Here is a 25,129-nt window from a genome sequence, read left to right on the forward strand (position 1 = left end):
ACACCGCTTGCTGCCAAGTACGACCTTGCGGCCTTGCTTGAGGAAACCACCGGACTTGAACGCGCGCGCCAGGCCCGCACTCCGGTTCCCTACCTCGACTTCGTGCTGGAGAACTACAAGCGGCGTCCGCTTTTCCTCAGCGTGAACCACCCCGCATCAGAGCTTCTGGCGCATGCCGCACGTGGCATCCTGCGCGAACTGGACCTGGCCCCGGCAGATGCGCAAGCCCTGTCCGCCCTCGAATCGGGCTACGAAGACTTCTTCCTGCCCATCCATCCGCAGGTGGCGGAGTTTTACGGCCTGGCCTATGGTGGCCCTGCGGCCAGCTACCCGGTTTATGGCCGGACGCGGACCTTCTCCGAGTATGCCGCAGCCTACGTGAGCTGCCGCAAGGCGGGCATCAACGACTTCATCGGCTACCTGCAACTGGCCTAGGGGAGCAAAATGAGCACAAGCGAGAGAGTCATCGCCTGGGTGGGCGGAATCTTCTTCATGGAGCACATGCAGGCCCATGGCCTGCGCCCCATCCGCATCCCCCTCACCAAGCCAGAGGCGCTGACCTTTGAGGACATCACCGAGCGCTGCGGCTGCGTGCCGGACGCGGTGGTCTATACCGACCGCAGTCTGCCCCCGCCGCTTCTGGGGGTGGAGCGCTTCCCCTGCCTCACGGCCTTCTACTGCATCGATTCCCACATCCACAGCTGGTACCCGGTGTATGCCGGGGCCTTCGACCTCTGCGCCGTGAGCCTCCGCGACCACGTGGAACGCTTCGCGCGCGAGCTTTCGCCCCGCCGAGCCATCTGGCTGCCGCCTTATGCAGACGATTACTACCAACCGCGACAGGCGGATAAGGACTTCGACCTGCTCTTTGTCGGCACTGTGAACCCCGAAACCACGCCCCAGCGCTGCGACTTCCTGAACCGCCTGGGCGCTCTCTGCCCCGGCCTCACAGTTCGCCAGGGCGACTTCCGCGAACTCATGCCGCGGGCAAAGGTCGTGCTGAACATCGCCGAGCGCGGCGACCTGAATTTCCGAGTCTTCGAGTCCCTGGGCTGCGGCAGCTGCCTGCTCACCCCTGGACTGGCCCACGGGCAGGGCGAGTTGTTCCACGACGGTGAGCACTTTGCTTCCTACACGGGCGATGACGAAGCCGACTGTGCGGCCAAGGTCCGTGAACTGCTGGCCGACGCCAACCGCCGTGAAGCCCTGGCCCAGGCCGGCCTTGCGCAGGTGAACGCTTCTCATCGGCCATGGCAAAGGGCCGAGGCCTTTGCGAAACTTTTGCGCCAAGGATTTGACGACGATCAGCCAGGGCAGCGCCTGGCAGCGCCACACCAGGGTCGCAAGGCGGCACTGCGGCTAATGTGGCTGCACTGGGCAGAAAACTGCGGCGATGCGGCCCTGGCTGCGCGCCACCTCCATGAGGCAAAAAACCTGGGCGCGCGCGGGTAAGACCATGAAACGGCACGTCCAGCGCTCGCCCCGCACAGCCTGTGCGGCCCTGCTTGCCCTGTGCTTCTGCGCGAACTCCTGCTCGGCCTCAGACGCCATTAGCATCGCCCGCGTGGCCTCCGGCGACACCAGCGCGGCCATCGGCATGGCGCGCAGCAAGGCTGTTCGCTACGCCGCCAACCCAAGCGCCATCGAAGCGGATTACAAGCGCTTCAAGAGCATCCTCAGCACCTTCCGCCGCGCGGTCAGCGGAAACTGGGGCAAGGACGACGCACGCGAGCCCGAACCCAAGCAGTACGTTAAGTACACGCAGAACTATCTTTCCCGCGCCAGCGTCGATTTTGAGAATGGCCGCATTCTTGTGGAGACCCTGGACCAGGACGCGCCGGTGAAGAGCCTGCGCGAGGCCATCGTCACCACCCTGCTGACGCCCTACGACCCCCGCGCCGTGGACATGTACTCCAGCGGGCCGGTGCAGCTTGGCGGCACCCCGTTCCTGCTCGGGGAGGTCAAGGACCAGCGCGGGCATAACATCCGCACGGAGGACCAGGCCGAGGCCTTCGCCCGGCACCTGCTGGCCCAGGGACCCGAGGAGCGCCCGGCGTCCGTTGCTGGCAAGACCGTGCACTACGTGTCCATTCCCATGGCCGGGGATCATTTGCAGGTGCGCGCATCAAAATTCAGACCCCAGGTGGAGGCCGCGGCCAGGCGCTTCGGCATCTCGCGCACGCTGGTCTACGCCATCATCCGCGTGGAAAGCGACTTCAACCCTTACGCCATCAACACCGTTCCAGCAGTAGGGCTCATGCAGGTGGTACCCCAAACCGCAGGGTCCGATGTTCACGAATTCCTCACCCAGAGACGCGGCGAACCAAGCAAGGCTTTCCTCTTCGAGCCGGACAACAACGTGGTCTACGGCACGGCCTACCTGCACCTGCTGTACACCCGCCACCTGCCTGGCGTGGTTGACCCCATCAGCCGGGAATACTGCGTCATCGCCTCATACAATGGCGGATCCGGCGCGCTTCTGAAGACCTTCAACCGCGACCGCTCACAGGCGCTGCACGCCATCAACTCCCGCCCGCCGACCGCAGTGTACGACACTATCACCCAGAAGCACGCCGCGGAAGAAACCCGCCAGTACCTGCGGAAGGTGCTGGAAGCCAAGAAGCAGTTTGTTGGATTGTAGGCCCGCAGGCCTGATGGGACGCGAAAGGCGCTAGATATCCACGAAGGTGCAGGAGAGTGTGCCGTCGTCCGCCACATCCAGAAGGGCCAAGGAGCCCTCGGCCAGGCTGCCGGGATTGAGCATCCACGAACCCTGGTGTTCGGCCCAGTGGCGGCGGTGGGTGTGCCCGAAGCAGACGAGGTCGTGTGCGGGAAAAGTGTCGGCCACTCGCTTCCATACCGTACTGCGCTCGCCCCATCCATGGGCGATGCCCACCTTGAGTCCACCGCCGGGCAACTCCAGCTCCCGGCTCAGGGTCAAAGGCAGCTCGTGGTCAAGGGCAAAGTGGTCGCAGTTGCCGCGCACGCAAAGAAAGCGCTTGTGCCGGGAAAGGTAATGATACAAAGACGCGCCCACCATGTCTCCGCAATGAAGCAGGACATCGGTGGGCGCGAGATATTCATCGTACAGTGCGCAGAAGCGCTCGTCGGGACCGCTCAGATGCGAGTCCGATATGACGGCCAGACGCATGGAACTTACTTACGTGCAGACCCGCAGGCGGCCTAGTCGTTCATCTTCTTGTAACGCATCCGCAGGTAGGCGTCGCGCAGGGCCACATAGGGGTCCACGCTGGCCTCCTTCAGGGCCTCGTAATCGCCGATGCGCATGGAGACCTCGTTGACCTTGTCGTAGCCCTTGGTGCCCATGGACCAGTACCAGGGGTTCAGATAGGTGGCCGGAGTCAGGAAGTAGTCTCCCGCGTAGCCCAGGGTGTCGCGGCCAGTTGAGGGGCCGATGAAGGGCCACACAAGATAGAAGCCGTTGCCCGCGCCCCAGTAGCCGAAGGTCAGGCCCAGGTCCTGCTCGACGGAAGGGATGGGCTTGTAGGGCTTGCTGTCAGCCGTAATGTCTGCGAAGCCGCCCAGGCCGAAGGCCGTGTTGCCGATGAAGCGGGAGGTTTCCACCGCTGCGGCGTCGAACTTGGCCTGGAGCATGAGGCTGGTGAAGCGAACCGGATACATGAGGTTGTGGAAGAAATTGTGGACCCAGAGGCGAGGCCGTTCGGGCACCACAAAGCTGTAGCCTTGGGCCACAGGCTTAACGGCCCAAAAGTACAGCTTGTCGTTGAAGGTGAACATCGCGCGGTTCCAGCCCTCAAGCGGGTCCGGCGTCTCGGCGACCTGGTCGGCCACGCTCATGGCGGCGCCGGGAGTCTTCTTAACGATCTGACCGGTCTCGTCCCAGATGTCATCATCGCCATAGGCCAGCAGAACCGGTCCAGCAGGCTTGAGCCCGGGAGCCTTCTCCGAAGCAAGGCAAACGCCGCTCAAAAGCAGCATCAGGCCTGCCGCAGCCAAAACATGCCGGGCAATGCCCCGGAGAGTCAACCCACTGCGTTTCTTCATGCCGTCCCCCTAGCCTTCCTTGCCGACAATATCATCGACGTTCTTACCATCGTCAAGGGCCTTGATCTTGTCCTTGATGCGTTGCAACAGAGCCTCAGGACTCTCCTTGGAAAGCACCTTGGCGAACTGGCTGCGATAGTTTTTCACCAGGCTCACGCCCTCAACAACCACGTCGTAAACCATCCACTGGTCGCGTTTGATCATGACGTAGTTGATGGGAATGCTCTTGTCCTTCATGACTACAACGGTGCTGATGAAGGCCTGGTTTCCCTCGATCTGCTCCTTGGTGTAGTTGACCTTCTCGTTATTGTATTTCTCAAGCTTGCGGATGTAGGTTTTCTGCAGCAGCTCAGAAAAGCTGCCGACAAAATCATCCTGCTGCTTGGGGGTGTACTTGGACCAGTTCTCGGCCACGGCGCGCTTGGAAAGCTCGCGCCAGTCGAAGAAACTGTCCGCCACGGCGCGCAGCTTGGCCTGACGATCCGTACGCTTGGAGGCGCCCTTCAAGGCGGGGTCGGACAAAATGGAAATGACTTTGTCGATGCCGCCCTTGAGGCGGTCCTGGGGCTCGCCTGCAAGGGCAGCCGAGGAAAAGGATAACATCAGAAGAAACAAACCGAATACGCAGAAGATTTTTTTCATTTCACATGTCCTATCAAGCTGAATAGAGCGCGCGATTACACGCCGCCAAACACATATTTACTTATTAGCTCTTCAAGGTCAATAGACGATTCCGTGTCGCGGAGCACAGCCCCTTCTTTAATAGGGTCGCCGCCGCCGCGCGAAATCTTTATGTATTTGTCGCCGATAAGGCCGCTGGTCTTCACCGAGGCGATGGTGTCGTCGGTGAGCTGCACATCCTTGCGAATACGCAGAGTCACTACGGACATTCCATTTTGGTTGTCAATGCCGATCTTTTCCACAAAGCCCATTTCAACGCCGTACATCTGCACCGGCGCGTTGACCTTGAGTCCGGTGACATCGTTGAATTTGGCTGTAATGGCGTAGTCGTTGTCCGAAAACAAATGCACGTTGCCCAGCTTGATGCTCATGTAGGCGATGGCCATGAAGCCCACCAGCACGAACAAGCCCACCTGCGTTTCCTTGGAGTATTTCTTCATCCGGCACCTCGTTTGGTCTTGCCCCATGGGGCGGGACTGGCCTTGCGGCAGTTATTCGCCCAGATACCCGGAGCAGTCGCGCTTCATCAGCTTGAAATCAAGGGGCGGCATGGTCAACCGAGGCGAGTTGCGCTCCGCCGCCTGGCGATCCAGGAAACGGCGCAGATACTCGTCTTGCGTGGCGTCCAGCTCGGCCAGCGAGCCCTGGAAAAGCACCTTGCCAGAGCCCAATACCAGCACGTGGTCGGCGATTGCGCGCATGCTGTTCAGATCGTGGCTCACCACCACGAGGGTCATGTCGAAGCTGCGCTTAAGCTCCAGCAGCAGCTGGTCCAGCTCGGCAGCGGTAACGGGGTCCAACCCGCTGGTGGGCTCGTCGCAGAACAAAAGCGGCGGGTCCATGACCATGGCCCGCGCCAAGCCCGCGCGCTTGCGCATGCCGCCGGACAACTCGTTGGGATAATAGTCGTAAAAATCAGCCAACCCCACAAGCCCCAGCTTGGCCAGCACGCGTTCGCGCACGGCCTTTTCGGGCAGTTTTGTGTGCTCGCGCAGGGGCAAAGCCACGTTGTCGCCCAGGGTGAGGGAGCCCAGAAGCGCCCCGTCCTGAAACAGCACGCCCATGCGCTGGCGCAAACAGTGCATGCCCCGCCGGTCCAGGGAAGTCAGGTCGTGCCCGCCAATGACGATGCGGCCAGCCAGCACGGGGTGCAGGCGCAAAATGTGCTTCAAGAGCGTGGATTTGCCGCAGCCCGACCCGCCCAGAATCACCGAAATTTTGTCGCCGGGCAGCACCGCGTCGATATTGCTCACCACGGCGTGCTCGCCATAGCCGATGGTGAGGCCCTCCAGGCGGATGTCCGTGGTGGTCTGCTGGGTCATGCGGTCATGCTCCTAGAACAACAGCGAAGTCAAAATGTAGTCGGCCAGGAGAATCAGCACGCAGGAGGTGACCACAGCCGAGGTGGTGGCCTGGCTGACGGCCTCCGGTCCGACGGAATCGCGCCGCAAATGCGTGTAGTACCCCATGTAGCAGCAGATGGTGCACACCACGACGCCGAACACCAGAGACTTGATGAAGCCGCCGGTGATGTCGCTCATCTTGAGGTATGCGCTGACGCGGTACCAGTACACGCCGGAGTTTCCGCCCAAAAGCAGCACGCCGGTGATATAGCCGCCCACAATTCCCACCAGATCGAAAAACGCCGTGAGGATAGGGAAGCAGATGATGCTGGCCGCCAGCTTTGGGCTCACCAGATAGCCAACGGGATTGATGTCCATGACCTGCAGCGCGTCCACCTGCTCGGAGATGCGCATGACGCCTATTTCGGCGGTCATGGAAGACCCAGCCCGACCGGTGATCATGATGGCCGTGAGCACGGGGCCAAGCTCGCGCACCAGCGACAGCGAGACCGCCGCGCCGAGGAAGCCGTCGGCCCCGAACTTGGCCAGGGCGTAGTACATCTGCAAGCCGATGACCATGCCCGTGAACAGGCTGATGAGGGTGATGACGCTGATGCTCTTGACGCCGATGAAGTAGACTTGCCGCACGGCCTTGTTGAACTGCCCCCAGGACCGGAAGATGCGCCCGAAGGACTCCAACAGAAACAATGCCATGGCCCCAATCTCACCCACATGGCGCAAGAAAAAGTCGCCCAGACGGGCGATGGGTGGAAGCTGGGCGCGTCGTGCCTCGATCATCGGTTGCTATTCCTCGTTTTCCGGCAGCACGCAGGCTGTCAAGACCCGGCGACGGGCGTCTGGTTCGCGCTGGCGGCTAAAGGTGACACGCAATCAACTAGCACATGCGCATTGACCTCGCAAGACATTGCGGTTCCACGCTGCGCATTTTAAACAAAAGCGTATAGGCACAACGCGTCGGCGCCGCCGGCAAGCCTACTGTCCGTCCTCGTCCCCCGCGTCCTCCGCAGCCCTGGCGGCCTGGGCCGCGTCCACGTCGATCTTTGGCAAATTCTTCCGGGAGCCGTTCTTGCGCTCCCACCAGGCCTGGTCCGGCCCCAGAAACCACCACTCGGTATGATCCGTCTCAAGCACGGCCCGCGCAAGCTCCTGGCCTTCGGGTGTGCGCAGGCGCTCGGTCGCTGCGGCCAGCCACTTGCCCGCGTACTTGTTGCCCAGGTCGGACTGCTCCTTCAGATTCAGCATCAAATCCAGCTGGTCCGCATCCTGGGCCAGCTTCGCCTCAATGCTCGCCGTCTCCTCCAGCTCCTCCCACATGGGCATGAGGTCCGGGCCAAGGCCCGTGCCCGACAGGCAGTCGGCCAGAGCCTGGGTGCGGGAACTGGTGTTGTAGATGCGGTTCACGTAGTTGAAATCGCCGGTGCGAGCCTCGTGCAGGTCGTGGAACAGGCACAGCATGGCCGTGCGCTCCTTGTTGGCCCCGGCCATCTGCGCCAGCACAAAGCCGATGACCGCGGTGCGGAAGGAGTGCTCGGCCACGTTCTCCTGGCCGGTGCCGAGGAACTGATAGCCGGAGCGCGGCGTCTTGCGAAGCATGCCGCACTCGAACAGGAAGTCGGCCAGGCGGGTCATGCGGGAGCGTGCATTGAGTCGTGACATGATCTGATGAGCCTCCGGCGGCCAGGAAAGGGCGCTGCCCCTTCCCGGACCATCCCCGCCAGGAGGATTTCATCCCCCTGGACCCCGGTCAAGGGGTGGGTGGTTTTGTTCTGGCTGGTTGAAAGGGCCGGGTCTTAAGTCCGGTAATCCGCATTGATTTCGACGTAGCGCTTGGTAAGATCGGACGCGAGCAGCGTGAACGAGCCGCGCCCCGCGTGCAGATCAAGGACGATCTCCACATCCTGGTGGCGCATGCACGGGGCAAGCAACGCGTCCAGGTCCTCGGGCGAAGGCTGGCCCTTCTCGAACACCAGGATGCCGCCGATGGTCAGCACCACGGCGTCCGGCTCAAAGTCCGCTCCGCTCCTGCCCAGGGCCGCCACAATGCGCCCCCAATTGGGATCACAGCCGAAGAGCGCGGTTTTGACCAGGGGCGAGTTGCCGATGGCCCGGGCGGCCATCTCGGCCTGGCCAGCGCTCTTGGCCCCGCGCACGGTGATGTGCGCCACCTTGGTGCCGCCCTCGGCGTCCTGAACAATGCGATAGGAAAGCTCCTGGCAGACAGCGGTGACGCAGTCGCGCAGCAGCTTGAGCGACTTGGCGTCGCGTGCGGCCACGCGGGACGCGCCATTGGCCAGGGCCAGCACCGTGTCGTTGGTGCTGGTGTCGCCGTCAACGGTCAAGGCGTTGAAAGAACGGTCCGCCGCGTACGAAAGAATATCCTGCCAGGCCACGGGGTCCACGTCGGCGTCGGTGAGGATGAAGCCAAGCATCGTCGCCATGTTGGGGCAGATCATGCCCGCGCCCTTGCACATGCCGAGCACGCGAACCTCGCCCCCGGGCAGAGCCAGCGTTTTGGCCGAGAGCTTCGGAAAAGAATCCGTAGTCATCATGGCCTTGGCCACGTCCATGGCCGTGGCCTTGCCCAGGCCCTGGCCCAGAAGCGGCGCGGCCGCCGCCCACTTGTCCATCTTGAGCTGCGCGCCGATGACCCCGGTGGACGTGGGCAGCACGTCCACAGGCGCGATCTTTGCGGCCTTGGCCGCAAGCTCCAGGGTGGCGCGGCAGTTGGCCAGACCCTCGGCCCCGGTGCAGGCGTTGGCCTGGCCGGAGTTCACAAGCAGGGCGCGGGCGAGGGGGCGTTCGGCGAGCAGTTCCTTGCACACCAGCACCGGCGCGGCCTGAAAGCGGTTCCTGGTGAACACCCCGGCGGCGGCGGCAGTTCCCTGGCTCACAATGAGCCCCAGGTCGTTGCGGTCCGCGCGCTTGAAACCGGCGGCGGCCACTGCGAAGCTGAATCCCTTGGGCATTATGGTCATGGACGCACCTCACGAAATAATATCGTCGCGGCAAGGCCCAGGCCAGACGCGCAATACTTGCCTAGCACAGGCCGGGCCGGGTTTCAAAGGCTGTCTTGGAGTGTGGTTAGGCTAGCTCAGGCGTCCGGTTTGTACCGGGTGACGCAGTTTCTGCCTGCGCTTTTGGAGCGGTAGAGCATGCGGTCGGCTTCGCGCAGCATTTCGTCCAGGCTGAGCCCCGGCTCGCTGCACAGGCCGATGCTCACAGTGTAGGACACGGTCGTGTCGCCGAAAATCACGGGCGTGGCCTCGAAGGTGGCGCGAAGATCCTCGAAAAGCAGCTGCGCCTGGTCGGAGGTGATGTCCGAGGCCAGGACGCAGAACTCCTCGCCCCCCAGGCGAGCCACGATGTCGGACACGCGAAAGCGCGAGGACAAAAGCTGCGCCATCTGCCGCAGCACTGCGTCGCCCGCCTCGTGGCCCAGGGTGTCGTTGACGTTCTTGAAGTGGTCGATGTCCAGCATGGCCACGGTCATGGGCTGGCTGCGCCGGGTGAGCAGGCCGTGCAACTGCGCGCCTGCGGAAAAAAAGTAGCGCCGATTGTACACGCGGGTGAGGAAGTCCCGCTCTGCCATGTCCCGCACCATGGCGATATGCTCAAGCATTTCAAGATTCTGCGTAATGCGCGTGTAAAACTCCTCCACCAGGAAGGGCTTATTCAGGTAGTCGTTGGCCCCGCTCTTGATGAACCGGGCCGAGAGCCTGGCCCCTCCCATGGACGACACGCCGATGACGGCCATCACGTCCTTGCCGAAGCGGCGGCGGATTTCGCGCGTCAGGGTGAAGCCGTCCATGCCGGGCATGTTGTAATCAACCATGACCAGGCGCGTGGCCGGGTGCTCCTCCAGAACCGCCAAGGCTTCCTCGCCCGTTGCAGCCTCAAGCACATGGTAGCGATGGGCGGCCAGCAACCGCGTCACGGCGTGGCGGTAGCTGCGGGAATCGTCCACCACCAGGATCTTGGTTTCCGGATTACGCTGAAGCCGCGCCAGGAGTTTCACCACGTAGTCCACGTTCTCCTGGCCGTCCTTGAGCACGTAGTCGACGATATGGCGGTTCCAGAAGCTCTCGCGCATGGCGTCGGAGAGTTCGCCGGTGAAGACGATGGCGGGAATGGAGTACGCGATTGCGAGGTCAACGGACTCGCCATGGGGAGCGTCGGGCAGGTTTATGTCGAGAAGAGCCGCAAGGTAGTCCGTGCCCTGGCCGATATACTCCACTGCGGCGGCCAGGTCGTGGGCCACATGCGTCTCGAAGCCCAGTTCCAGACGAACGCGCTTGGCCACCAGGGCGGCAAAGGAGCGGCTGTCCTCAACAATGAGCACTTTCGTCATTAAACACCCCTGGCAGGCAAGCCGAGGACCTACATATGGAGGCGAAACCGCGCTCCGTCCGTCGGCAGCGCCGCCAAACCACATTTTACATATTGCCAGTATAGCTTACAAGGCAGAAAAAAGCCGGGCAGAGCCCGGCTTGGTTATTTCATACAGCAATTCTTGAATTTTTTCCCGGATCCGCAGGAGCAGGAATCGTTGCGCCCCACCTTTGCTGCGCGTTTCACGGGCTGCTTCTTCTTGGGTTCCGCAGAGGTGGACGGCCCCTGGTATTCGACCTCGGCCACGGTCTCCTTGTGCTGGAACTCCTCCTCCTTCACTTCCTTCTGGATGCGCAGGCGGCAAATGAGGCTCATGGACTTCTCGGCGATGGCGTAAAGCATGGCGCGGAACAGGTCGAAGCCCTCGCGCTTGTACTCCTGCTTGGGGTCCTTCTGGCCGTAGCCGCGCAGGCCGATGCCGTCGCGCAGGTGGTCCATGGAGAGCAGGTGGTCCTTCCAGTTGCGGTCCAGGGTTTCCAGAATGAAGTAGCGCAGGATCTCCTGGTAGCTGTCAGGCGAAGCGGCCTGCAGGGTGCCCAGGATCTCGGCGATCCACTCCTCGGACTGCTCGCGGCTGGGCAGTTCCGCGGCAAAGCCGGGGAAGCGCGACAGGTCGAACATCTCGTCCAGACGGGAGGACATGATGCCTGCGGTCTCCTCGTCCACGCCGCCCTTCATGTGTTCAAGGGGGGCGTAAATGTCGTCCAGCAACTCGTCCACGTACTCCTGCACGATCTCGTCCAGGGTTTCGGCGTACATGATTTCGCGGCGGCGGGTGTAGATGACCTCGCGTTGCTGGTTCATGACGTTGTCGTAGTCGAGGAGCTGTTTTCTGATCTCGAAGTTGTGGGCCTCCACACGCTTCTGGGAGCCCTCGATGGCGCGGCTGACCATGCGGTTTTCGATGGCTTCGCCGTCCTCCAGGCCCAGGGTGTTCATGAGCCCCGCGATGCGGTCGCTGCCGAACAGGCGCATGAGGTCGTCGTCGAGGGCCAGGTAGAAGCGCGAGGTGCCGGGGTCGCCCTGGCGGCCCGCTCGGCCGCGCAGCTGGTTGTCGATGCGCCGGGACTCGTGACGTTCCGTGCCCAGAATGTGCAGACCGCCCAAGGCCTTCACGCCCTCGCCCAGCACAATGTCCGTGCCGCGTCCGGCCATGTTGGTGGCGATGGTGACGCGTCCCGTCTGTCCGGCTTCGGCCACGATCTCGGCCTCAAGCTCGTGCTGCTTGGCGTTCAGGACGCTATGGGGCACGCCGCGCTTTTTCAGCATGGCGGAGACAAGCTCGCTCTTCTCAATGGAGACCGTGCCCACCAGCACCGGCTGGCCGCGCTTGTGGCAGTCGGCGATCTCGTCGGCGATGGCGTGGTATTTCTCGGCCTGGGTCTTGAAGATCATGTCCGCGTTGTCCACGCGCACCATGTCGCGGTTGGTGGGAATCACGGACACGTCGAGATTGTAGATTTCCTTGAACTCAACGGCCTCGGTGTCGGCCGTGCCGGTCATGCCGGAGAGCTTCTCGTACATGCGGAAATAGTTCTGGAAGGTGATGGAGGCCAGGGTCTGGTTCTCGGCCTCGACCTTGACGTTCTCCTTGGCTTCCAGTGCCTGGTGCAGGCCGTCGGAAAAACGGCGGCCAGGCATGAGGCGCCCCGTGAACTCGTCCACGATGACCACCTGGTCTTCCTTGACGATGTACTCCACGTCGCGGCGGTACAGGTGGTGCGCCTTGAGGCCCTGGAGCACGTGGTGCTGAAGGGTGGCGTTGGCCGGGTCGTAGAGATTGTCCACGCCGAGGAGCTTCTCGCATTTGCCCACGCCGCGCTCGGTCATGGCGATGCTGCGCGCCTTCTCGTCCACCTCGAAGTCGCCCGTGGGCTCGACGCCCTCTTCCTTGGACTTCTCCCCGCGCGTGAGCATGGGGATGATGGCGTCGACCTTGCGGTACAGCTGGGTGGATTCCTCGGCCGCGCCGCTGATGATGAGCGGGGTGCGCGCCTCGTCGATGAGGATGGAGTCCACCTCGTCCACAATGGCGTAGTTCAGGGGCCGCTGGACCAGCGACTCCTTGTAGAACTTCATGTTGTCGCGCAGATAGTCGAAGCCGAACTCGTTGTTGGTGCCATAGGTGATGTCCGAGCCGTAGGCCACCTGGCGCTCTTCGTCGTTCAGGCCGTGGACGATGACGCCCACGGAGAGGCCCAGAAAATTGTACAGCTTGCCCATCCAGCCCGCGTCGCGCTTAGCCAGGTAGTCGTTGACCGTGACGAGGTGCACGCCCTTGCCGGAAAGGGCGTTCAGGACCACGGGCAGCGTCGCCACCAGGGTTTTGCCTTCACCTGTCTTCATTTCCGCGATGCGCCCCTGGTGCAGCACCATGCCGCCCACCAGCTGCACGTCGTAGTGGCGCATGCCCAGCACGCGTTTGCCCGCCTCGCGCACCAGGGCGAAGCACTCGGGCAGAAGGTCGTCCAGGCTGCGGCCTGCGGCCACCTCCTCTTTCCAGGCAGCGATCCTGGCCGGGAAGTCCTCATCTGCCAGGGCCTGCATCTTCGGCTCCAAGGCGTTGATGGCGGCCACAGCAGGGTCAAGCTTCTTCAAAAAGCGGTCGTTGCTTGAACCAAGGATCTTCTTAAGGATATCGCTGAACATGGGCACAAACTCCTCAAGCTGGCTAACGGCATGCCTTGCCAGCGTATTTCGTCTTCATTTTAGGCTCTTGAAGCTGCGCTTCCAGGCCGGGCACGCCAAACCAGGTCACTCCCCCGATCGTGGCGCAGGGGTGTTCTCGGATATTTCCGGGGCCGCGTCAAATTGTGGTATTGAGATAACGCCCGCTTGCCGTTCGTCAACCCGCAACTCCGCGCTTTCTTTCACTGTCTAATTATCTCCGCAAAGAGATGCCCACGCCCTGGCGTCAGCTGCGGCCTATGACTTCCAGCCAATGGCCCACCCTCGCCCCTTGCGGAGCCGTGGCCGAAAGCTGCATAACGCAGCCGCTGCAACCTGTGAGCACGTAGGCTGGCGTCACCTCCGGCGCAGCCGAGAATCCCAGCGTTGCGTCCAAGACGTCCCAGCAGCCCCGCCCCACTGTGGCCGAAAGCTCGGGCGCAGAGAGTTGCAAAATGCCGCCGAATCCGCAGCAGCCGCCCTTGGCCGGGGTGCGCAGCCGTGCGCCCAGCAGGCTGGACAAAAGCTTACAGTCAGCGTCGCCCAGGCCGTCGTTCAAATCCGCGTGGCAGGGCCGGTGATAGCCCGCCACGGTCGGCGCGCCGCGCCCGGCCTTTGCGCCTGCGCCCATGAGCAGCGCGGAAAGCGGCGCAAGGGAATCGCGCCAAAGCCGCTCCTCGTCTCCATCGGCGAAAAGCCCGCAGCCCACGTAATCCGCCAGCCCCTTGCGGCAGGTGGCGCAGTAGGTGACGACCAGTGGCCGCCCGGCCTCGCGCCAGGCCGCGATGTTGGCCACCCGCGCGTGGGCCTGATCGCCCGGCAATCCGGCCACGCCCAGGGTGGAGCCGCAGCAGGAAAAGCGCCCCTCCACGACCTTGGCGCCCAGACCGTTCAGCAGAAAGCGCGCCGTTTCCGCCCACACGCCGCGCGGCCCCTTGCCCACGCACCCGTCAAAAAGAACAACGGGCCGCTGGCCGTATTTGGCGCCAAAGGCTTCGCGCGGAAATTTTGTGATGCCGAGCCAGGGCCGCAATCCACCGCCGGGGCGCAGTCCCTTCAATCCCTTGAGCGCCAGGCCCAATGACGCGGGCACAAAGGCGTCCGGGGTCAGGGCCGCGCCCTTGGCCGCCAGGGACCAGTACGGGCCGAGCCGGGTGATCCATTGCTTCCACATCCACTGCTTGAAATCCGGGTGGCTGGCGCGCATGGCCGCCATGAGGGCCGGCACCTGCACCCCTTGCGGGCACAGCTTCTCGCAACGGCCGCAGGCCAGGCACAGCCCCGTGAGGGCGGCCACGTCGGCCTCGGGCAGGCTGGCGTCCATGAACTTGGAAGGCCCGGCCAAAAGCGCCTTGGCGCGGGGCGACAATTCCTCGCGCCCGGTGGCCGACAACAGCGGGCAACCCTCCAGACAGCAGCCGCAGAGCACGCAGTCCGGCGATTTCGGCGCATCGGCCACTAGGACCACCCCTTGCCGGGATTCAAAATGCCGCTGGGATCAAACACGTTCTTGATGCCCGCCATGAGGGCGCGCTCCTCTTCGCCAAGCTGCCACGAAACATACGGCCCCTTGGTGATGCCCGTGCCGTGCTCGCCCGAGATGGTGCCGCCCAGCGACAGGGTCAGCCGGAACACGGTCTCCTTGCAGGCCTGGGCGCGGCTGCGCTGGTCCGCGTCTGATGCATCGTAAAAAATGTTCACGTGGATGTTGCCGTCGCCCAGGTGCCCGTAGCAGGCCACCTGCACGCCCTGCTCCGCTCCCATGGCCTGAAAGCCCTCCACGGCCTGCACGGTGCTGCCGCGCGGCACCGCCACATCCTCGCCCAGCTTGTCCGGCCCCAGGCGGAAACCCGCCGGGCTCACCAGCCGCCGCAGCTCCCACAGGGGCTCTTCCTCCTGCGCGCCCAGACCCTTGAAAAGACACAGGGGGTGCGCAGGCGCAAGGGCCACCTCAAGGCGCGCAAGCTCCGCCGCCAGCGAGGCGTTTGAGCCGTCCACTTTCAGCACCAGCACAGCCTGGGTTTCCTTCGGCCAGGGCACGTCCTTGATCTGGCCCACTGCCCAGCAAGCCTTGGCGTCCATGAACTCCATGGCCGTGGGCAAGATTCCGGCGCGGAACACGCCGCGCGCCCCGGAGAGCGCATCTGCCAGGGTGGGGAAGGCCGCCAGCACCGTGGCCGAGCCCTCGGGCAGGGGCAGCAGCTTCAGGGTCAGCTTGGTGAATATTCCCAAGGTGCCGCAGGAGCCCACGAAGAGCCGCGCGAGGTCGAGGCCCACCACGTTCTTGTGGGAGCGGCCTCCGGCGTTGACGATCCTGCCGCCCGGCAGCACTGCGCGCACGCCCAGCACGTAGTCCCGCGTCACGCCATACTTCACCGCACGCATGCCGCCCGCGCAGGTGGCCACATTGCCGCCCAGGGTGGAAATTTTGAGGCTCGCCGGGTCCGGCGGGTAGAAGAGCTTCTGCTTCTGCGTGAGCGCCTGAAACTCGGCGGTCACCACGCCGGGCTCCACCTCGGCGCAGAAGTCGTCGGCGTCGATGTCGAGCACGCAGTTCAGCCACAGGCTGGAAACCACCACGCCGCCAAAGGCGGGCACCGCGCCGCCGCTCATGCCCGTGCCGCGGGCGCGGGGCACCAGGGGCACGCGTTCGGACTCCGCCCACGTGAGCAGCTCTACGACCTGTTCTTCCGTTCGGGGGCGCACGACGGCCCAGGGCATGGCCGAGCGGCGGCTGGAATCCGCGCCGTACACGGCCATCTGCGTGGGATCGGTGACAAGCCCCTCGCCGGGAAAGAGCGATTCAAGGAAGCGCAGGTGGGCGGGCGTGAGGGCTGTGGCGAGGCTGGTGCTGCTCTTCATGGGGAGGGTATCCGAAAAGGCCCGCCCAGCGGTTGGGCGGGGCTATTTTCTCTTGAAGTCGGCCAACTGCCGGGCCATGTCGCGGTTCAGGTCGCGGGCCTTGATGTCGTCGCGGCGGTCGTGGACGTTCTTGCCCTTGCCCAGCGCGATTTCAAGCTTCACCCGGCCATTCTTGAAGTACAGCCGCACAGGAACCACGGTGAGGCCCTTTTGCGCGGCCAGGGCCTGCAACTTGTCGATTTCGCGATGATGCAACAGCAGCTTGCGGTCGCGGGTGGGGTCGTGGGGATCCATGCCCGCGTTGGCGTAGGGCGCGATGTGCACGCCCGTAAGCCAGGCCTCGTCCCTGTAGAAGCGGACGTAGCCGTCCATGAAGTTCACGCGGCCCTCGCGCAGGCTCTTGAGTTCCGAGCCCATGAGCACGAGACCGGCCTCAAGAACCTCCAGGAATTCGTAGAGCCGCCGCGCCTGCTTGTTGGTGGCGATGAGCTTTTCGCCCGCATGGCGATTTGGTTGAGACATGGGATTTAACCGCCGAGGTCGTCGTTGTCCAAAAGCGACGCAAAGAAATTGAGTTCTTCAGGGTACTTGTGGAAAATTGTGTCGCGCACCAGACGGTTGATTTTGCCAACAGTGCGGCAAGCCAAAACGTCGCGCAAAAGCGATTTGCACTCGCTCATGCGGGCCTGGCGGATGATGCGCTTGATGCCAGGAATTGCCTGGGGCGAGAGTGAGATGCAGTCGATCTGCATGCCCATGAGAATGGGGACGCAGAAGGGGTCGCTGGCCACCTCGCCGCAGAGGCTGGCCTCGATGCCGGCCTGGTGCGCGGCGTCCACCACGTGCTTTATGCTCCTGAGCACCGCCGGATGCAAGGGCTGGTACAGATAGCTCACGTGGGCGTTGGTGCGGTCGATGCCCAGGCTGTACTGGATGAGGTCGTTGGTGCCGATGCTGAAGAAGTCCACTTCCTCGGCCAGCATGCTGGCGATCATCACCGCAGCGGGCAGCTCGATCATGATGCCCACGGGCATGTCGGCGTTGAAGCGCTTGCCCTCGGCGCGCAGCTCCTCCTGGGCCTCCCGCAGCTTGGCCTTGGCTCGGCGCACCTCGCGCAGGCCGGAGATCATGGGGAACATGATGCTCACGTTGCCGTAGGCGCTGGCCCGGGCGATGGCCTTGAGCTGCGTCTTGAACAGCTCCGGGTGCTGCATGCAGAAGCGGATGGCGCGCAGGCCCATGGCCGGGTTCGCCTCGTCCAATGCGCCAAAGCTGGTGATGAACTTGTCCGCGCCGAGGTCGAGGGTGCGGAAGATGACCTTGCGCGGGCTCATGATGGCCGCCAGGTCCGAATATTTGTCCGCCAGCTCGTCCTCGCCGGGCAGGTCCAGGCGGTTCAGGTAGCTGTATTCCGTGCGGTACAGGCCTATGCCCTCGCCGCCGTTGTCCAGCACAGCCGCCACTTCCTCGATGAGCTCAATGTTGGCCAGCACCTGCACGCGGTAGCCGTCGATGGTTTCTGCGGGAAGCTGGCAGCCTCGGTAGATGCGGCGCTGATAGTCCTCGAACTGGTCGGCCAGCTCGTTGAACTCTGCAAGCTCGTCCTCGTCCGGGTCCACCAGCACGCGGCCGCCCACCCCGTCCAGAATCACCAGATCGCCGTCGCCCACCAGTTCTTCCAGCTCGCCAGCCCCCACCAGGGCCGGAATGCCCAGGGTGCGCGCCATGATGCCGGTGTGCGAGGTCTTGCCGCCCTGGGCCGTGGCAAAGCCCATGATCTTGCCCACCTCAAGCATCACGGTGTCGGCGGGGGTCAGGTCGTGGGCCATGATGATGACCCGGCCCTCCACGGCCAGCTCCGTGCGCACGGTGCCAAGAAGCCGCGCCATGACGCGGTCGCTCATGACCCTCACGTCTTGCAGGCGTTCGCGGATGTACAGGTCGTCAAGCTGGCCGAAGGCCTTCTCCAGCTCGGCCACGGCCTTTTCCAGCGCCCATTCGGCGTTGACGCCGAGGTCGCGGATGTGCTTGGCCGCAGCTCCGCAAAGCTTGGGATCCTTCAGGATCATCAGGTGCGATTCAAGGATGTGGCGATGCTCGGCGAGTTCAGCCGGAATGCGGTCGCGCGCGCTGGCCAGGTCGCCTTCCACGTCGCTGAAAGCCTGGCGCAGCCGAGCCTCCTCGGGCTCGACCAGGCTGAGGCCGATGCTCTGCCGCGGCACCTCTGCGTGGTGCCTGCGGTTGACGAACACTGCCTTGCCGATGGCGAAGCCCGTGGACACCGAAATGCCGCGAACTATGGCTCTGGCCACTACTTCTCCCCGAATCTCGCTGCAAAAAGTTGTGAGATCTTCTCCACGGCCATTTCGGCGTCCTGCCCGCTGGCGCGGATCTCAAGGGTGCTGCCCGGCCCGGCCGCAAGGGTCAGCACATCCAGGATGCTTTTGGCATCCACGGTCTGACCTGTGCCGGTGATGCTGATGCTGGCCGCAAAGGCCTGGGCCTCACGGGCTATCTGGCTTGCGGGCCGCGCATGCAGGCCAAGCTGGTTGGCAACCAGCACCTGCCGCACGCTCTCGCCTCCGGCGCTGGCCCCGCAATCCGATGAAGCGATGCTCTCGGTCATGATCTCCAGCCGCTGTCGTTGTCCGTCATGCGATGTTGGCCCTACGGCATGCCCAAAGGCGGCAGGCCGCTGGCGCGCTGCATAAGCCAGGGTATGGCCACAAGCGTGGCGAGCACGGCTCCGGCCACCACCCAGCGGGGCAGCACGGGCCGGATGGCAAGAACCCCGGCAAGGGCGAACGCGCCCATTCCCCAGCCCCACGAAACCGCGTCCCCTTTGGGGAACAGTATGGTCCAAAGCCACAACAAAAGGGCCGCGTTCACAAACTTGATGCGCCGACCCCAGTTGATGAGATCCCAGCGTTTGAGAGCGGCCAGAAAGCTGAAGCCCCTTCGCACGCCTCCAAGGAAAGTGTACACGCGGAAGCCCTGCAATCCAAGAAAAAAGAAAAGCCCGATACCGAAAGGCAATACGCGCTGCCCCATGAGCAGCAGGCACGAAGTCAGGAGCGCCCAGAAAATGAGCACGCTCCCGGCGAACACCGAGTCGCCAACGGCTGACAACGTGTAACTCGTGGTGTTTTTGACTTTTTCCAGGGCGTCCGGCGGCAACCTTCGGCCGGCGATGTCCGCCTCCACCGAGAGAAAAATGCCCACCAGACAAGGCACCCAGAACGGATGCGAGCTGAAGTGCTTCGCATAGCGCTTCAGGGCCTGCTCCCTGGCCTTGGGCTCCTTGTGGATGATCCACAGGCCGGGCTGCATGGCGTACAGGATGCCCACGCTCATGAGCCCGCGGGGGTTCATGGACGCGCCCACCAGATAGGTGCGCAGGAAGCATTTGAGGTACGCCTTGCCGCGCTCGCTCCAGAACTTCGCACGCACCCCGTACATGGCCTAGGCCTCCGGCTCCACGCTGGAGTCCACGATGCGCAGGCCCATTTCACGCGCCAAGGCGAGGTCGGCCTCGGGCGCAGAGCCCGCAAGGGTCAGGTAGTCGCCGATCATGAGCCCGCTGGCCCCGGAAGCGAAAAGCTGTTGCTGGCCCTCCCCGCCCGCCGGGCCGAACACAGGCCCCCGGCCGCCGCACACACGGAGGTTGGCCGTGGGCAGCATGAGCCGGAACAGGGCCAGGATATGCAGAGCCTCGGCAGCCGAAAGCACAGGCCGGTGCTCCATGCGCGTGCCCGCGATGGGCATGAGGAAATTCATGGGCACGTTCGAAACGCCCAGTTCGCGCAGGGTCAGGGCCAGCTCCGCGCGTTGTTCCCAGCTCTCGCCCAGGCCGAAGATGCCGCCGGAACACACGAAGAACCCCTCGGCCAGGGCCAGGCGCACGGCCTCGACGTCCTCCTCGTAGTCGTGGGTGGTGCAGATCTGCGGGAAAAAACTGCGCGCCACTTCGAGATTGTGGTGCACGCCGGAAAGTCCCGCGTCCCTTAGGCGCGACAGCCGCTCGCGGCTCAGGACGCCCACGGAGACGTCCGCGGCCAGCCCGGCCTCGCGAACCAGGCGCACGGACTCAAGGAGCTGGGCGAACTCGGCTTCCGTGGGCGCAAGGCCGCTGGACACTATGCCGAAGCGCGAGGCTCCGCGCGCCTTCATGGCGCTTGCAGCGCGCCCGATCTCTTGCGGGTCCAGAAAGGCGTGGCGCGGGCTGTCGGTCTTGTGCCGGGAAGACTGGGCGCAGAAGGCGCAGTCCTCTGTGCAGGCGCCGCTTTTGGCGTTGACGATGGCGCAGAGGTGCAGGTCCTGGCGGAAATATTTTGCGCGAACGGCCCGCGCGCCCTCAAAAAGACGCGGCAGATCGCTCCCGGCGCAGCCTGTCACGGCGCAGAGGGCGTCCCGGTCCAGGGCGCGGCTCTCCAAGGCCAGGGAGATGGCCCTGTCCAGAGAGTCCTGCTGGTTTTCAGCGCTTGAGCAGCTCATAAATTTCCTTCACGCCCATGCCGGGAATCCGCTCGGCCACGCGCCGGGCCACCTCGCGCGGCTTGCCGCCACGCTCGCGCTCCTCGGCCAGCACGGCCTCCAGAACAGCCTTGGGATCAGCAGCAGCGCCCTGTCCGGCTGCCTGTCCGGGCACCTGCGGCAGCGGCCCGAAAGCCTCCGGCCCGATGATCACCGTGACCTCGCCCAAAACGTCCAACGGCGCGGAAGCCAACGCACCCAGACGCCCCAGGATAAACTCCTCGTATTGCTTGGTCAATTCCCGGCACACGGCGAACTCGCGGTCGCCCAGCGCCCCGGCGGCCAAGGCCAGGGTGGCGGAGAGGCGGTCCTTGCGCTCGAAAAAGATCAGGCTTGCGCCCGTGGCCGCATGGCGGGCAAGCAGCTTTTGCGCCTGGCCCTTCTGCCTGGGCAGGAAGCCAAGAAAAGTAAAGGGCGCAGGCGGCAAACCGCTGGCCGAAAGAGCCACCGCCGGGGCGAAGGGGCCAGGCAGGGACGTGACCAGGAGGCCGCCCAGGCGGCAGGCGCGCACCAGCCGGTAGCCGGGGTCGGAGAGCACTGGAGTGCCTGCGTCGGAGATAAGGGCCACGGCCTGTCCGCCCGCGATCATCTCCATGACCTGGGGAATACGCCCGGCCTCGTTGTGCTCGTGCAGGCTGAAAAAGCCCGCGTGCCCGGCGCGCACAAGCCCCTGGCGGCGAAAAAAAAGCCCAGCCCGGCGCGTGTCCTCGGCCAGCACCACGTGGGCGCGCGTCAGCACGTGCGCCGCGCGCGGCGAAAGATCGCCCGCGTTGCCGATGGGCGTAGCCACCAGATACAGGCCCGGCGCCAGGGGCGTCAGCGCCGGAGGCGGAGCGGAAGAAGCCGGAGCCGCCGGGCTGGCGGCAGGTGCGGAGGCGTCGTCGAGCTGCGCCATGCCTAGTCGAAGTCCGCCAGAAGCGCGCCCACCTGGATGCCCATGACCTCCGGGCGGTGCTCGTACATCTGCCGGATGCGCCAGCGGGCCTGGTGCAGCTGCTCGTTGTTGATGCCGTTCCTCAGCGCCGTGTCGGCCTCAATGAAGGCGGCCAGACGGTCGCACATCTTGAGCAGCGGCCCGTCCTTGGGATCCAGCTCGTCCAGGTTCTTCGGCCCGCGCAGATCGGATTCGGTGACATGGCGGACCTCTCCGCCCTCATGCACGGTGGCGATGAATTCGGAGCCCACGCTCAGGCCCAGCAGATAGCCCAGGCGCTCGGCCAGATCCTCGCAGCCGCCGCTCTTGAGCGGACCGATGATCTTGCGCTCCAGCTCCTGCGTCTCGTACTGCTTGATAAGCTCGCCGATGGAGGCGTCGGAGGTCTTCACGGGCGAGATGATGTCGCGGGTGAGCAGCTCCGGCAGGTCGTGGAACAGGCCAGTGAAGAAATTGTTGTGCCGCCTTGCCTGGCAGGCCCCGGCCTCCACGCTGAAAAACCAGGAATACGTGGCAACCAGGAACATGTGCCCAAGCACCGTAGTCTCCGGCACGCGGGGGGTCTGCGACCAACGCTTCTGGAAGCGCAGCTGACCCGCACGCGCAGCGAAGCGGCTGAACTCGTTATCCCCGCTCAGAAGCTCCGCAACACCTGGGATGTCCGTCAATCCACGCAGGCGCGTCTGGAAGCTCTCCTCAATCTCCGGCATCTCCTCGTCCTGCGGATTCAGGGGCTTGAGCACCCGGAACTCGGAGTAGGAGGCGTACAGGTGCGCCGCCATGAGGATGCGCCGGGACAGGGTCTTCTCCTCCGGCTCCATGAGCGCCTCGGTCATGCGCTCCCAGAAGTCCGGGCCAAGGGGCGCCAGCCTGGGCTTCAGCTGCGGCAGCACCCACTGGGTGAGCTTCTGGTAGTCCTCGCGGTTGGCCTTGATTTTGTAGAACACCGGCGGCTTGATGTCGGTGATGACCAGGCGGTAGAAATAGTCGAAGAGCCCGCCCTCGATGGTCTCCTCCACCAAGGCCAGGCGTTCGGCCTGCTCCATCCCCGCAGTGACGCGGGTGAGCAGCATCCAGGCCACGATCATCTTGTGGGCCTGCTTGTCCACCTCCATGAGCTCCATGGGGCGCAGGCGGTCGTTCCAGCGCTTCATGAACGCGCCGGAGAACACAAGCTGCAGCAAGCTCTTGCGGATAACGGTCGACATCAGATCCCTCCAGGGGTGAACGTGGTGGAAAGCCTACCCCGCTTCCCCCCCGGACTGCAAGGGGGGGAGGCGGGGACATGAGGCGGATCGCCGCCGTCCGACTATCTGGGCGTGAACAAGGCCAGGCACTCGGCGTGGGCCGTGTGCGGGAACAGGTCCACGGCGCGCACCACCGCGAGATCGAAACCGCCGCCCTCGCCGGCCAGCAGGCCCGCGTCGCGCGCCAGGGTGGCCGGGTTGCACGACACGTAGACCAGCCGCGAAGGCTTGGTGCGGTTCAGCCAGGCGATGAGCCCGTTGTCCAGGCCCTCGCGCGGGGGGTCCACCACCACAACGTCGGCCTTGGTGTAGCCCTCTGGCAGGCGCTCGGGCACGGCGCTTTCGCCGGTCAGATCCGCGCGGATGAAGCGGCAGTTCTCCACCTTGTTCACGCGGGCGTTGGCCTCGGCGTCGGCCACGGCGGACGGGTTGGCCTCCAGGCCCAGCACCTTGCCTGCGTGGCCGGCCAGGAACAGGGCGATGCCGCCGCCGCCGCAGTACAAGTCGTAGACCACGTCCTTGGGCGCCAGGTCGGCCAGTTCGCGCAGGCCGGAATACAGCCCAAGAGCCCCGCCGGTGCAGGTCTGGAAAAAGGCGTCGGCGCTGACGGAATAACGCACGTCCTCAAGGCCCTCGATGAGGGCGCTTTCGCCCAGGGCCAGAACCGTGCGCTCGGACAGGGCCAGGCCGTCGGCGCGCCCCCGCTCGGCGTGGACGAAGCCAACAACCTTGGGGAAACGCTGCATAAGCGCCGCGCCCAGGCTGAACAAAGCCAGGGCCGGGGCGCTGTCCGCCGGGACCGGCGCGGTGATGAGCTGGGCAAGGTACTTGTCCTGGTGCACGCTGTGGCGCAGCACCAGGTGCCGCAGAAGGCCCAGGCCGGTGCGGCGGTCATAGGCCGCAAAGCCCGCCTCGCGGCAGGCCTGCCGCACGGCGTCCATTATTTCGTAACCTTCCTGCGGAAAGATGGCGCAGGCCGACACGTCGAACACGCGGCCCGGATCGGCCTTGCTGTAGAGGCCCAGACGCAGGGAATCGCCCATGCCCTGGAAGGCGAACTCCATCTTGTTGCGGAAGCCGGTGCTGCTGGGCGCAGGCAGGGCGGGCAGCACAGTGGCGGGCTCCACCCGGCCAATGCGCTTCAGAGCCTCAAGGATCTGGCGCTCCTTCCAGTAGAGCTGCCGGGCCGGGGCCAGGGTCTGCAACGGACAGCCGCCGCAGACTTCGGAATGCGGGCACAGGGGTTCGACTGCGTCTGGCGAAGGCGTAAGCACCTCGACCGCCACGGCTTCGGCGTGGCGGCGGTGCATGCGGGTGATGCGCGCGCTCACGATTGATCCGGGCAGGCCGCTGGCCACAAACACGGCCATGCCCGCGCCCTCCTGTCCTTCGGGCATGCGGGCCACGCCCGCGCCGCCCAGGGCCAGGGTGTCGATGGTCAAGGTGAGGGTCTGGCCCTCTAGGGGATGGGCTTCGCGCTCCTTAAGCGTGCGCTGGTGTTGGCCGCCGCTGCGGGTCTGGCCGGGACCGCGACGGGCCGCGCCGCGTCCATTGCGCGCCGAGGGTGCGGAACGTTTCGGGGTCTTTTTCGACTTGGAGTTGCTCACTGTGCCGCCTTGTTTTTCGGGGGTTCATACCCGGTAAGTTCCATGGAGAAATGGCCGACCACCACCTTGCTCTTCACGCGCACGGGAATGCGCCGGGCATCGTTGGTGATCCAGACCTGAAGGGTCGCATTGGGGCTCTTGCGGAACACCCCGCCAATATCGCGCACATCCGGCTCCACAAGCAGCGTGTCGAACTCGCCCGCCGGGGTGCTAATCTTTTCGCGGCGCACCACCCGGGCCTTGCCGGTGATGCTCTTCTCGCCGTCGGTCACGGGCGCATAGAAATCATAGCCCACGCTGAGCGGCTTGGTGCGGAACAAAAACAGCATGGACAGGGGGTCGAAGGTGCCATTGGGGATGACCACGGCGCTTTTCAACGCGCCCTTGCTGTAGCGGTAGGCCACGTTGCCGTTCTTGTCGAAGCGCACCACGTAGTTGCGCACGTAATCACCCTCGCTCTGGTCCTTGCGGTACAGAATGGCATGCGTCACCGCCGGGTCCACATAAGACTCGATGGAGTCGCGCACCTTGTAGAAAGTGTCCACAAAGGGCGTGCTTTTCGCCAAGGCCCGGAAGTGCAGTGCCTGGCGGCCCTCCACAGGCCCGGACTCCAGGGTCTCCAGGGTGGCGGAGCCCGCCAGGATGAAGGTCCAGTAGATGTTGTAGCTGAGCTTCTCGCCAGGGCCGAAGGGGATGCCGGCCCGGGCCGGAGCGCCCCACACGAGGACCAGAAGGACCGTCAGGGCCAGAATACGCTTCATATATGTCAGAGTGCGGTCTGGCACGGCGATTGTCAAGCCTGGGCAACCTTGGCCCATG

Annotated in this window: 24 protein-coding genes; 3 read left to right on the forward strand and 21 right to left on the reverse strand. The window is 64.4% G+C overall.

Features of this window, described 5'->3' with window-relative positions; all coding sequences use genetic code 11:
• The 3 genes from Q8O35_RS05965 to Q8O35_RS05975 form a co-directional block, all read left to right on the forward strand.
• The coding region (locus tag Q8O35_RS05965; RefSeq protein ID WP_305571660.1) for a WcbI family polysaccharide biosynthesis putative acetyltransferase at positions 1-435 on the forward strand (435 nt) is incomplete at its 5' end.
• Positions 436-444: 9 nt separating this feature from the next.
• The gene (locus tag Q8O35_RS05970; protein ID WP_305571663.1) at positions 445-1,452 is read left to right on the forward strand and encodes a glycosyltransferase; all 1,008 of its coding nucleotides are present in this window, start codon (positions 445-447) and stop codon (positions 1,450-1,452) included.
• Between the two features lie 4 nt (positions 1,453-1,456).
• The gene (locus tag Q8O35_RS05975; protein ID WP_305571665.1) at positions 1,457-2,641 is read left to right on the forward strand and encodes a murein transglycosylase domain-containing protein; all 1,185 of its coding nucleotides are present in this window, start codon (positions 1,457-1,459) and stop codon (positions 2,639-2,641) included.
• 30 nt (positions 2,642-2,671) lie between these two features.
• Here Q8O35_RS05975 and Q8O35_RS05980 read toward each other — a convergent pair whose 3' ends face one another.
• The 21 genes from Q8O35_RS05980 to Q8O35_RS06080 form a co-directional block, all read right to left on the reverse strand.
• A complete protein-coding gene (locus Q8O35_RS05980) occupies positions 2,672-3,151 on the reverse strand; it encodes a metallophosphoesterase family protein (RefSeq protein ID WP_305571667.1) in 480 nt (159 codons plus the stop codon).
• Positions 3,152-3,183: 32 nt separating this feature from the next.
• Positions 3,184-4,026 (reverse strand): VacJ family lipoprotein, encoded by an 843-nt coding sequence (locus Q8O35_RS05985; protein WP_305571669.1) that lies wholly within the window; start codon positions 4,024-4,026, stop codon positions 3,184-3,186.
• Positions 4,027-4,035: 9 nt separating this feature from the next.
• A complete protein-coding gene (locus Q8O35_RS05990) occupies positions 4,036-4,668 on the reverse strand; it encodes a phospholipid-binding protein MlaC (RefSeq protein WP_305571671.1) in 633 nt (210 codons plus the stop codon).
• A 35-nt stretch (positions 4,669-4,703) separates the two neighbouring features.
• Complete coding sequence (gene mlaD, locus Q8O35_RS05995; RefSeq protein ID WP_305571673.1) at positions 4,704-5,147, reverse strand: outer membrane lipid asymmetry maintenance protein MlaD; 444 nt, start codon at positions 5,145-5,147, stop codon at positions 4,704-4,706.
• Positions 5,148-5,198: 51 nt separating this feature from the next.
• Positions 5,199-6,029, reverse strand: a complete 831-nt coding sequence (locus tag Q8O35_RS06000) for an ABC transporter ATP-binding protein (protein ID WP_305571675.1) — start codon at positions 6,027-6,029, stop codon at positions 5,199-5,201.
• Positions 6,030-6,041: 12 nt separating this feature from the next.
• Positions 6,042-6,848, reverse strand: coding sequence for an ABC transporter permease (locus Q8O35_RS06005; protein WP_305571677.1), 807 nt, complete (start codon positions 6,846-6,848; stop codon positions 6,042-6,044).
• 195 nt (positions 6,849-7,043) lie between these two features.
• Complete coding sequence (locus tag Q8O35_RS06010; RefSeq protein WP_305571679.1) at positions 7,044-7,727, reverse strand: HD domain-containing protein; 684 nt, start codon at positions 7,725-7,727, stop codon at positions 7,044-7,046.
• A gap of 134 nt (positions 7,728-7,861) precedes the next feature.
• Positions 7,862-9,046, reverse strand: a complete 1,185-nt coding sequence (gene argJ / locus Q8O35_RS06015; RefSeq protein WP_305571682.1) for a bifunctional glutamate N-acetyltransferase/amino-acid acetyltransferase ArgJ — start codon at positions 9,044-9,046, stop codon at positions 7,862-7,864.
• A 116-nt stretch (positions 9,047-9,162) separates the two neighbouring features.
• Positions 9,163-10,419 carry a response regulator gene (locus tag Q8O35_RS06020; RefSeq protein WP_305571684.1) on the reverse strand — a complete coding sequence of 419 codons (1,257 nt, stop codon included), beginning with the start codon at positions 10,417-10,419 and terminating at the stop codon, positions 9,163-9,165.
• Positions 10,420-10,562: 143 nt separating this feature from the next.
• Positions 10,563-13,109, reverse strand: a complete 2,547-nt coding sequence (gene secA, locus Q8O35_RS06025; protein ID WP_305571687.1) for a preprotein translocase subunit SecA — start codon at positions 13,107-13,109, stop codon at positions 10,563-10,565.
• A gap of 265 nt (positions 13,110-13,374) precedes the next feature.
• Entirely contained in the window at positions 13,375-14,586 is a 1,212-nt protein-coding gene (locus tag Q8O35_RS06030; RefSeq protein ID WP_305571689.1) for a (Fe-S)-binding protein, read from the reverse strand.
• Positions 14,586-15,989: an FAD-binding oxidoreductase gene (locus Q8O35_RS06035; RefSeq protein ID WP_305571691.1), complete on the reverse strand. Its 1,404-nt coding sequence runs from the start codon at positions 15,987-15,989 to the stop codon at positions 14,586-14,588. The genes Q8O35_RS06030 and Q8O35_RS06035 overlap by 1 nt, the downstream gene beginning before the upstream one ends.
• 42 nt (positions 15,990-16,031) lie before the next feature.
• On the reverse strand, positions 16,032-16,511 hold the full coding sequence (smpB, locus tag Q8O35_RS06040; RefSeq protein ID WP_305571693.1) for an SsrA-binding protein SmpB: 480 nt from the start codon (positions 16,509-16,511) through the stop codon (positions 16,032-16,034).
• Between the two features lie 5 nt (positions 16,512-16,516).
• A complete protein-coding gene (ptsP, locus tag Q8O35_RS06045; protein ID WP_305571695.1) occupies positions 16,517-18,301 on the reverse strand; it encodes a phosphoenolpyruvate--protein phosphotransferase in 1,785 nt (594 codons plus the stop codon).
• Entirely contained in the window at positions 18,301-18,615 is a 315-nt protein-coding gene (locus Q8O35_RS06050; RefSeq protein ID WP_305571697.1) for an HPr family phosphocarrier protein, read from the reverse strand. The genes ptsP and Q8O35_RS06050 overlap by 1 nt, the downstream gene beginning before the upstream one ends.
• Positions 18,616-18,656: 41 nt before the next feature.
• On the reverse strand, positions 18,657-19,448 hold the full coding sequence (locus Q8O35_RS06055; RefSeq protein WP_305571699.1) for a PTS system mannose/fructose/sorbose family transporter subunit IID: 792 nt from the start codon (positions 19,446-19,448) through the stop codon (positions 18,657-18,659).
• Between the two features lie 3 nt (positions 19,449-19,451).
• Positions 19,452-20,483 carry a biotin synthase BioB gene (gene bioB, locus Q8O35_RS06060; RefSeq protein WP_305571701.1) on the reverse strand — a complete coding sequence of 344 codons (1,032 nt, stop codon included), beginning with the start codon at positions 20,481-20,483 and terminating at the stop codon, positions 19,452-19,454.
• Positions 20,464-21,417: a ribosomal RNA small subunit methyltransferase I gene (locus Q8O35_RS06065; RefSeq protein ID WP_305571702.1), complete on the reverse strand. Its 954-nt coding sequence runs from the start codon at positions 21,415-21,417 to the stop codon at positions 20,464-20,466. The genes bioB and Q8O35_RS06065 overlap by 20 nt, the downstream gene beginning before the upstream one ends.
• 2 nt (positions 21,418-21,419) lie before the next feature.
• Positions 21,420-22,664, reverse strand: coding sequence for an HD domain-containing protein (locus tag Q8O35_RS06070; RefSeq protein WP_305571704.1), 1,245 nt, complete (start codon positions 22,662-22,664; stop codon positions 21,420-21,422).
• A gap of 101 nt (positions 22,665-22,765) precedes the next feature.
• The gene (gene rlmD, locus Q8O35_RS06075) at positions 22,766-24,310 is read right to left on the reverse strand and encodes a 23S rRNA (uracil(1939)-C(5))-methyltransferase RlmD (RefSeq protein ID WP_305571706.1); all 1,545 of its coding nucleotides are present in this window, start codon (positions 24,308-24,310) and stop codon (positions 22,766-22,768) included.
• The gene (locus Q8O35_RS06080; RefSeq protein WP_305571708.1) at positions 24,307-25,071 is read right to left on the reverse strand and encodes a DUF3108 domain-containing protein; all 765 of its coding nucleotides are present in this window, start codon (positions 25,069-25,071) and stop codon (positions 24,307-24,309) included. The genes rlmD and Q8O35_RS06080 overlap by 4 nt, the downstream gene beginning before the upstream one ends.
• Between the last annotated feature and the right edge of the window lie 58 nt (positions 25,072-25,129).

The sequence above is a fragment of the Humidesulfovibrio sp. genome, assembly GCF_030689645.1.
GTDB lineage: Bacteria > Desulfobacterota > Desulfovibrionia > Desulfovibrionales > Desulfovibrionaceae > Humidesulfovibrio.

Bases quoted from the DNA above. Each gene is read 5' to 3' on its own strand.
- argJ (WP_305571682.1), bottom strand. From the start codon at position 9,046: ATGACCATAATGCCCAAGGGATTCAGCTTCGCAGTGGCCGCCGCCGGT.
- Q8O35_RS06065 (WP_305571702.1), bottom strand. From the start codon at position 21,417: ATGGCGCAGCTCGACGACGCCTCCGCACCTGCCGCCAGCCCGGCGGCT.
- Q8O35_RS06050 (WP_305571697.1), bottom strand. From the start codon at position 18,615: ATGACCGAGAGCATCGCTTCATCGGATTGCGGGGCCAGCGCCGGAGGC.
- Q8O35_RS06000 (WP_305571675.1), bottom strand. From the start codon at position 6,029: ATGACCCAGCAGACCACCACGGACATCCGCCTGGAGGGCCTCACCATC.
- Q8O35_RS05985 (WP_305571669.1), bottom strand. From the start codon at position 4,026: ATGAAGAAACGCAGTGGGTTGACTCTCCGGGGCATTGCCCGGCATGTT.
- secA (WP_305571687.1), bottom strand. From the start codon at position 13,109: ATGTTCAGCGATATCCTTAAGAAGATCCTTGGTTCAAGCAACGACCGC.
- Q8O35_RS06070 (WP_305571704.1), bottom strand. From the start codon at position 22,664: ATGTCGACCGTTATCCGCAAGAGCTTGCTGCAGCTTGTGTTCTCCGGC.
- Q8O35_RS05980 (WP_305571667.1), bottom strand. From the start codon at position 3,151: ATGCGTCTGGCCGTCATATCGGACTCGCATCTGAGCGGTCCCGACGAG.
- Q8O35_RS06010 (WP_305571679.1), bottom strand. From the start codon at position 7,727: ATGTCACGACTCAATGCACGCTCCCGCATGACCCGCCTGGCCGACTTC.
- Q8O35_RS05990 (WP_305571671.1), bottom strand. From the start codon at position 4,668: ATGAAAAAAATCTTCTGCGTATTCGGTTTGTTTCTTCTGATGTTATCC.
- Q8O35_RS06055 (WP_305571699.1), bottom strand. From the start codon at position 19,448: ATGTACGGGGTGCGTGCGAAGTTCTGGAGCGAGCGCGGCAAGGCGTAC.
- Q8O35_RS06005 (WP_305571677.1), bottom strand. From the start codon at position 6,848: ATGATCGAGGCACGACGCGCCCAGCTTCCACCCATCGCCCGTCTGGGC.
- mlaD (WP_305571673.1), bottom strand. From the start codon at position 5,147: ATGAAGAAATACTCCAAGGAAACGCAGGTGGGCTTGTTCGTGCTGGTG.
- Q8O35_RS05975 (WP_305571665.1), top strand. From the start codon at position 1,457: ATGAAACGGCACGTCCAGCGCTCGCCCCGCACAGCCTGTGCGGCCCTG.
- Q8O35_RS06080 (WP_305571708.1), bottom strand. From the start codon at position 25,071: ATGAAGCGTATTCTGGCCCTGACGGTCCTTCTGGTCCTCGTGTGGGGC.
- Q8O35_RS05970 (WP_305571663.1), top strand. From the start codon at position 445: ATGAGCACAAGCGAGAGAGTCATCGCCTGGGTGGGCGGAATCTTCTTC.
- smpB (WP_305571693.1), bottom strand. From the start codon at position 16,511: ATGTCTCAACCAAATCGCCATGCGGGCGAAAAGCTCATCGCCACCAAC.
- Q8O35_RS06035 (WP_305571691.1), bottom strand. From the start codon at position 15,989: ATGAAGAGCAGCACCAGCCTCGCCACAGCCCTCACGCCCGCCCACCTG.
- Q8O35_RS06020 (WP_305571684.1), bottom strand. From the start codon at position 10,419: ATGACGAAAGTGCTCATTGTTGAGGACAGCCGCTCCTTTGCCGCCCTG.
- bioB (WP_305571701.1), bottom strand. From the start codon at position 20,483: ATGAGCTGCTCAAGCGCTGAAAACCAGCAGGACTCTCTGGACAGGGCC.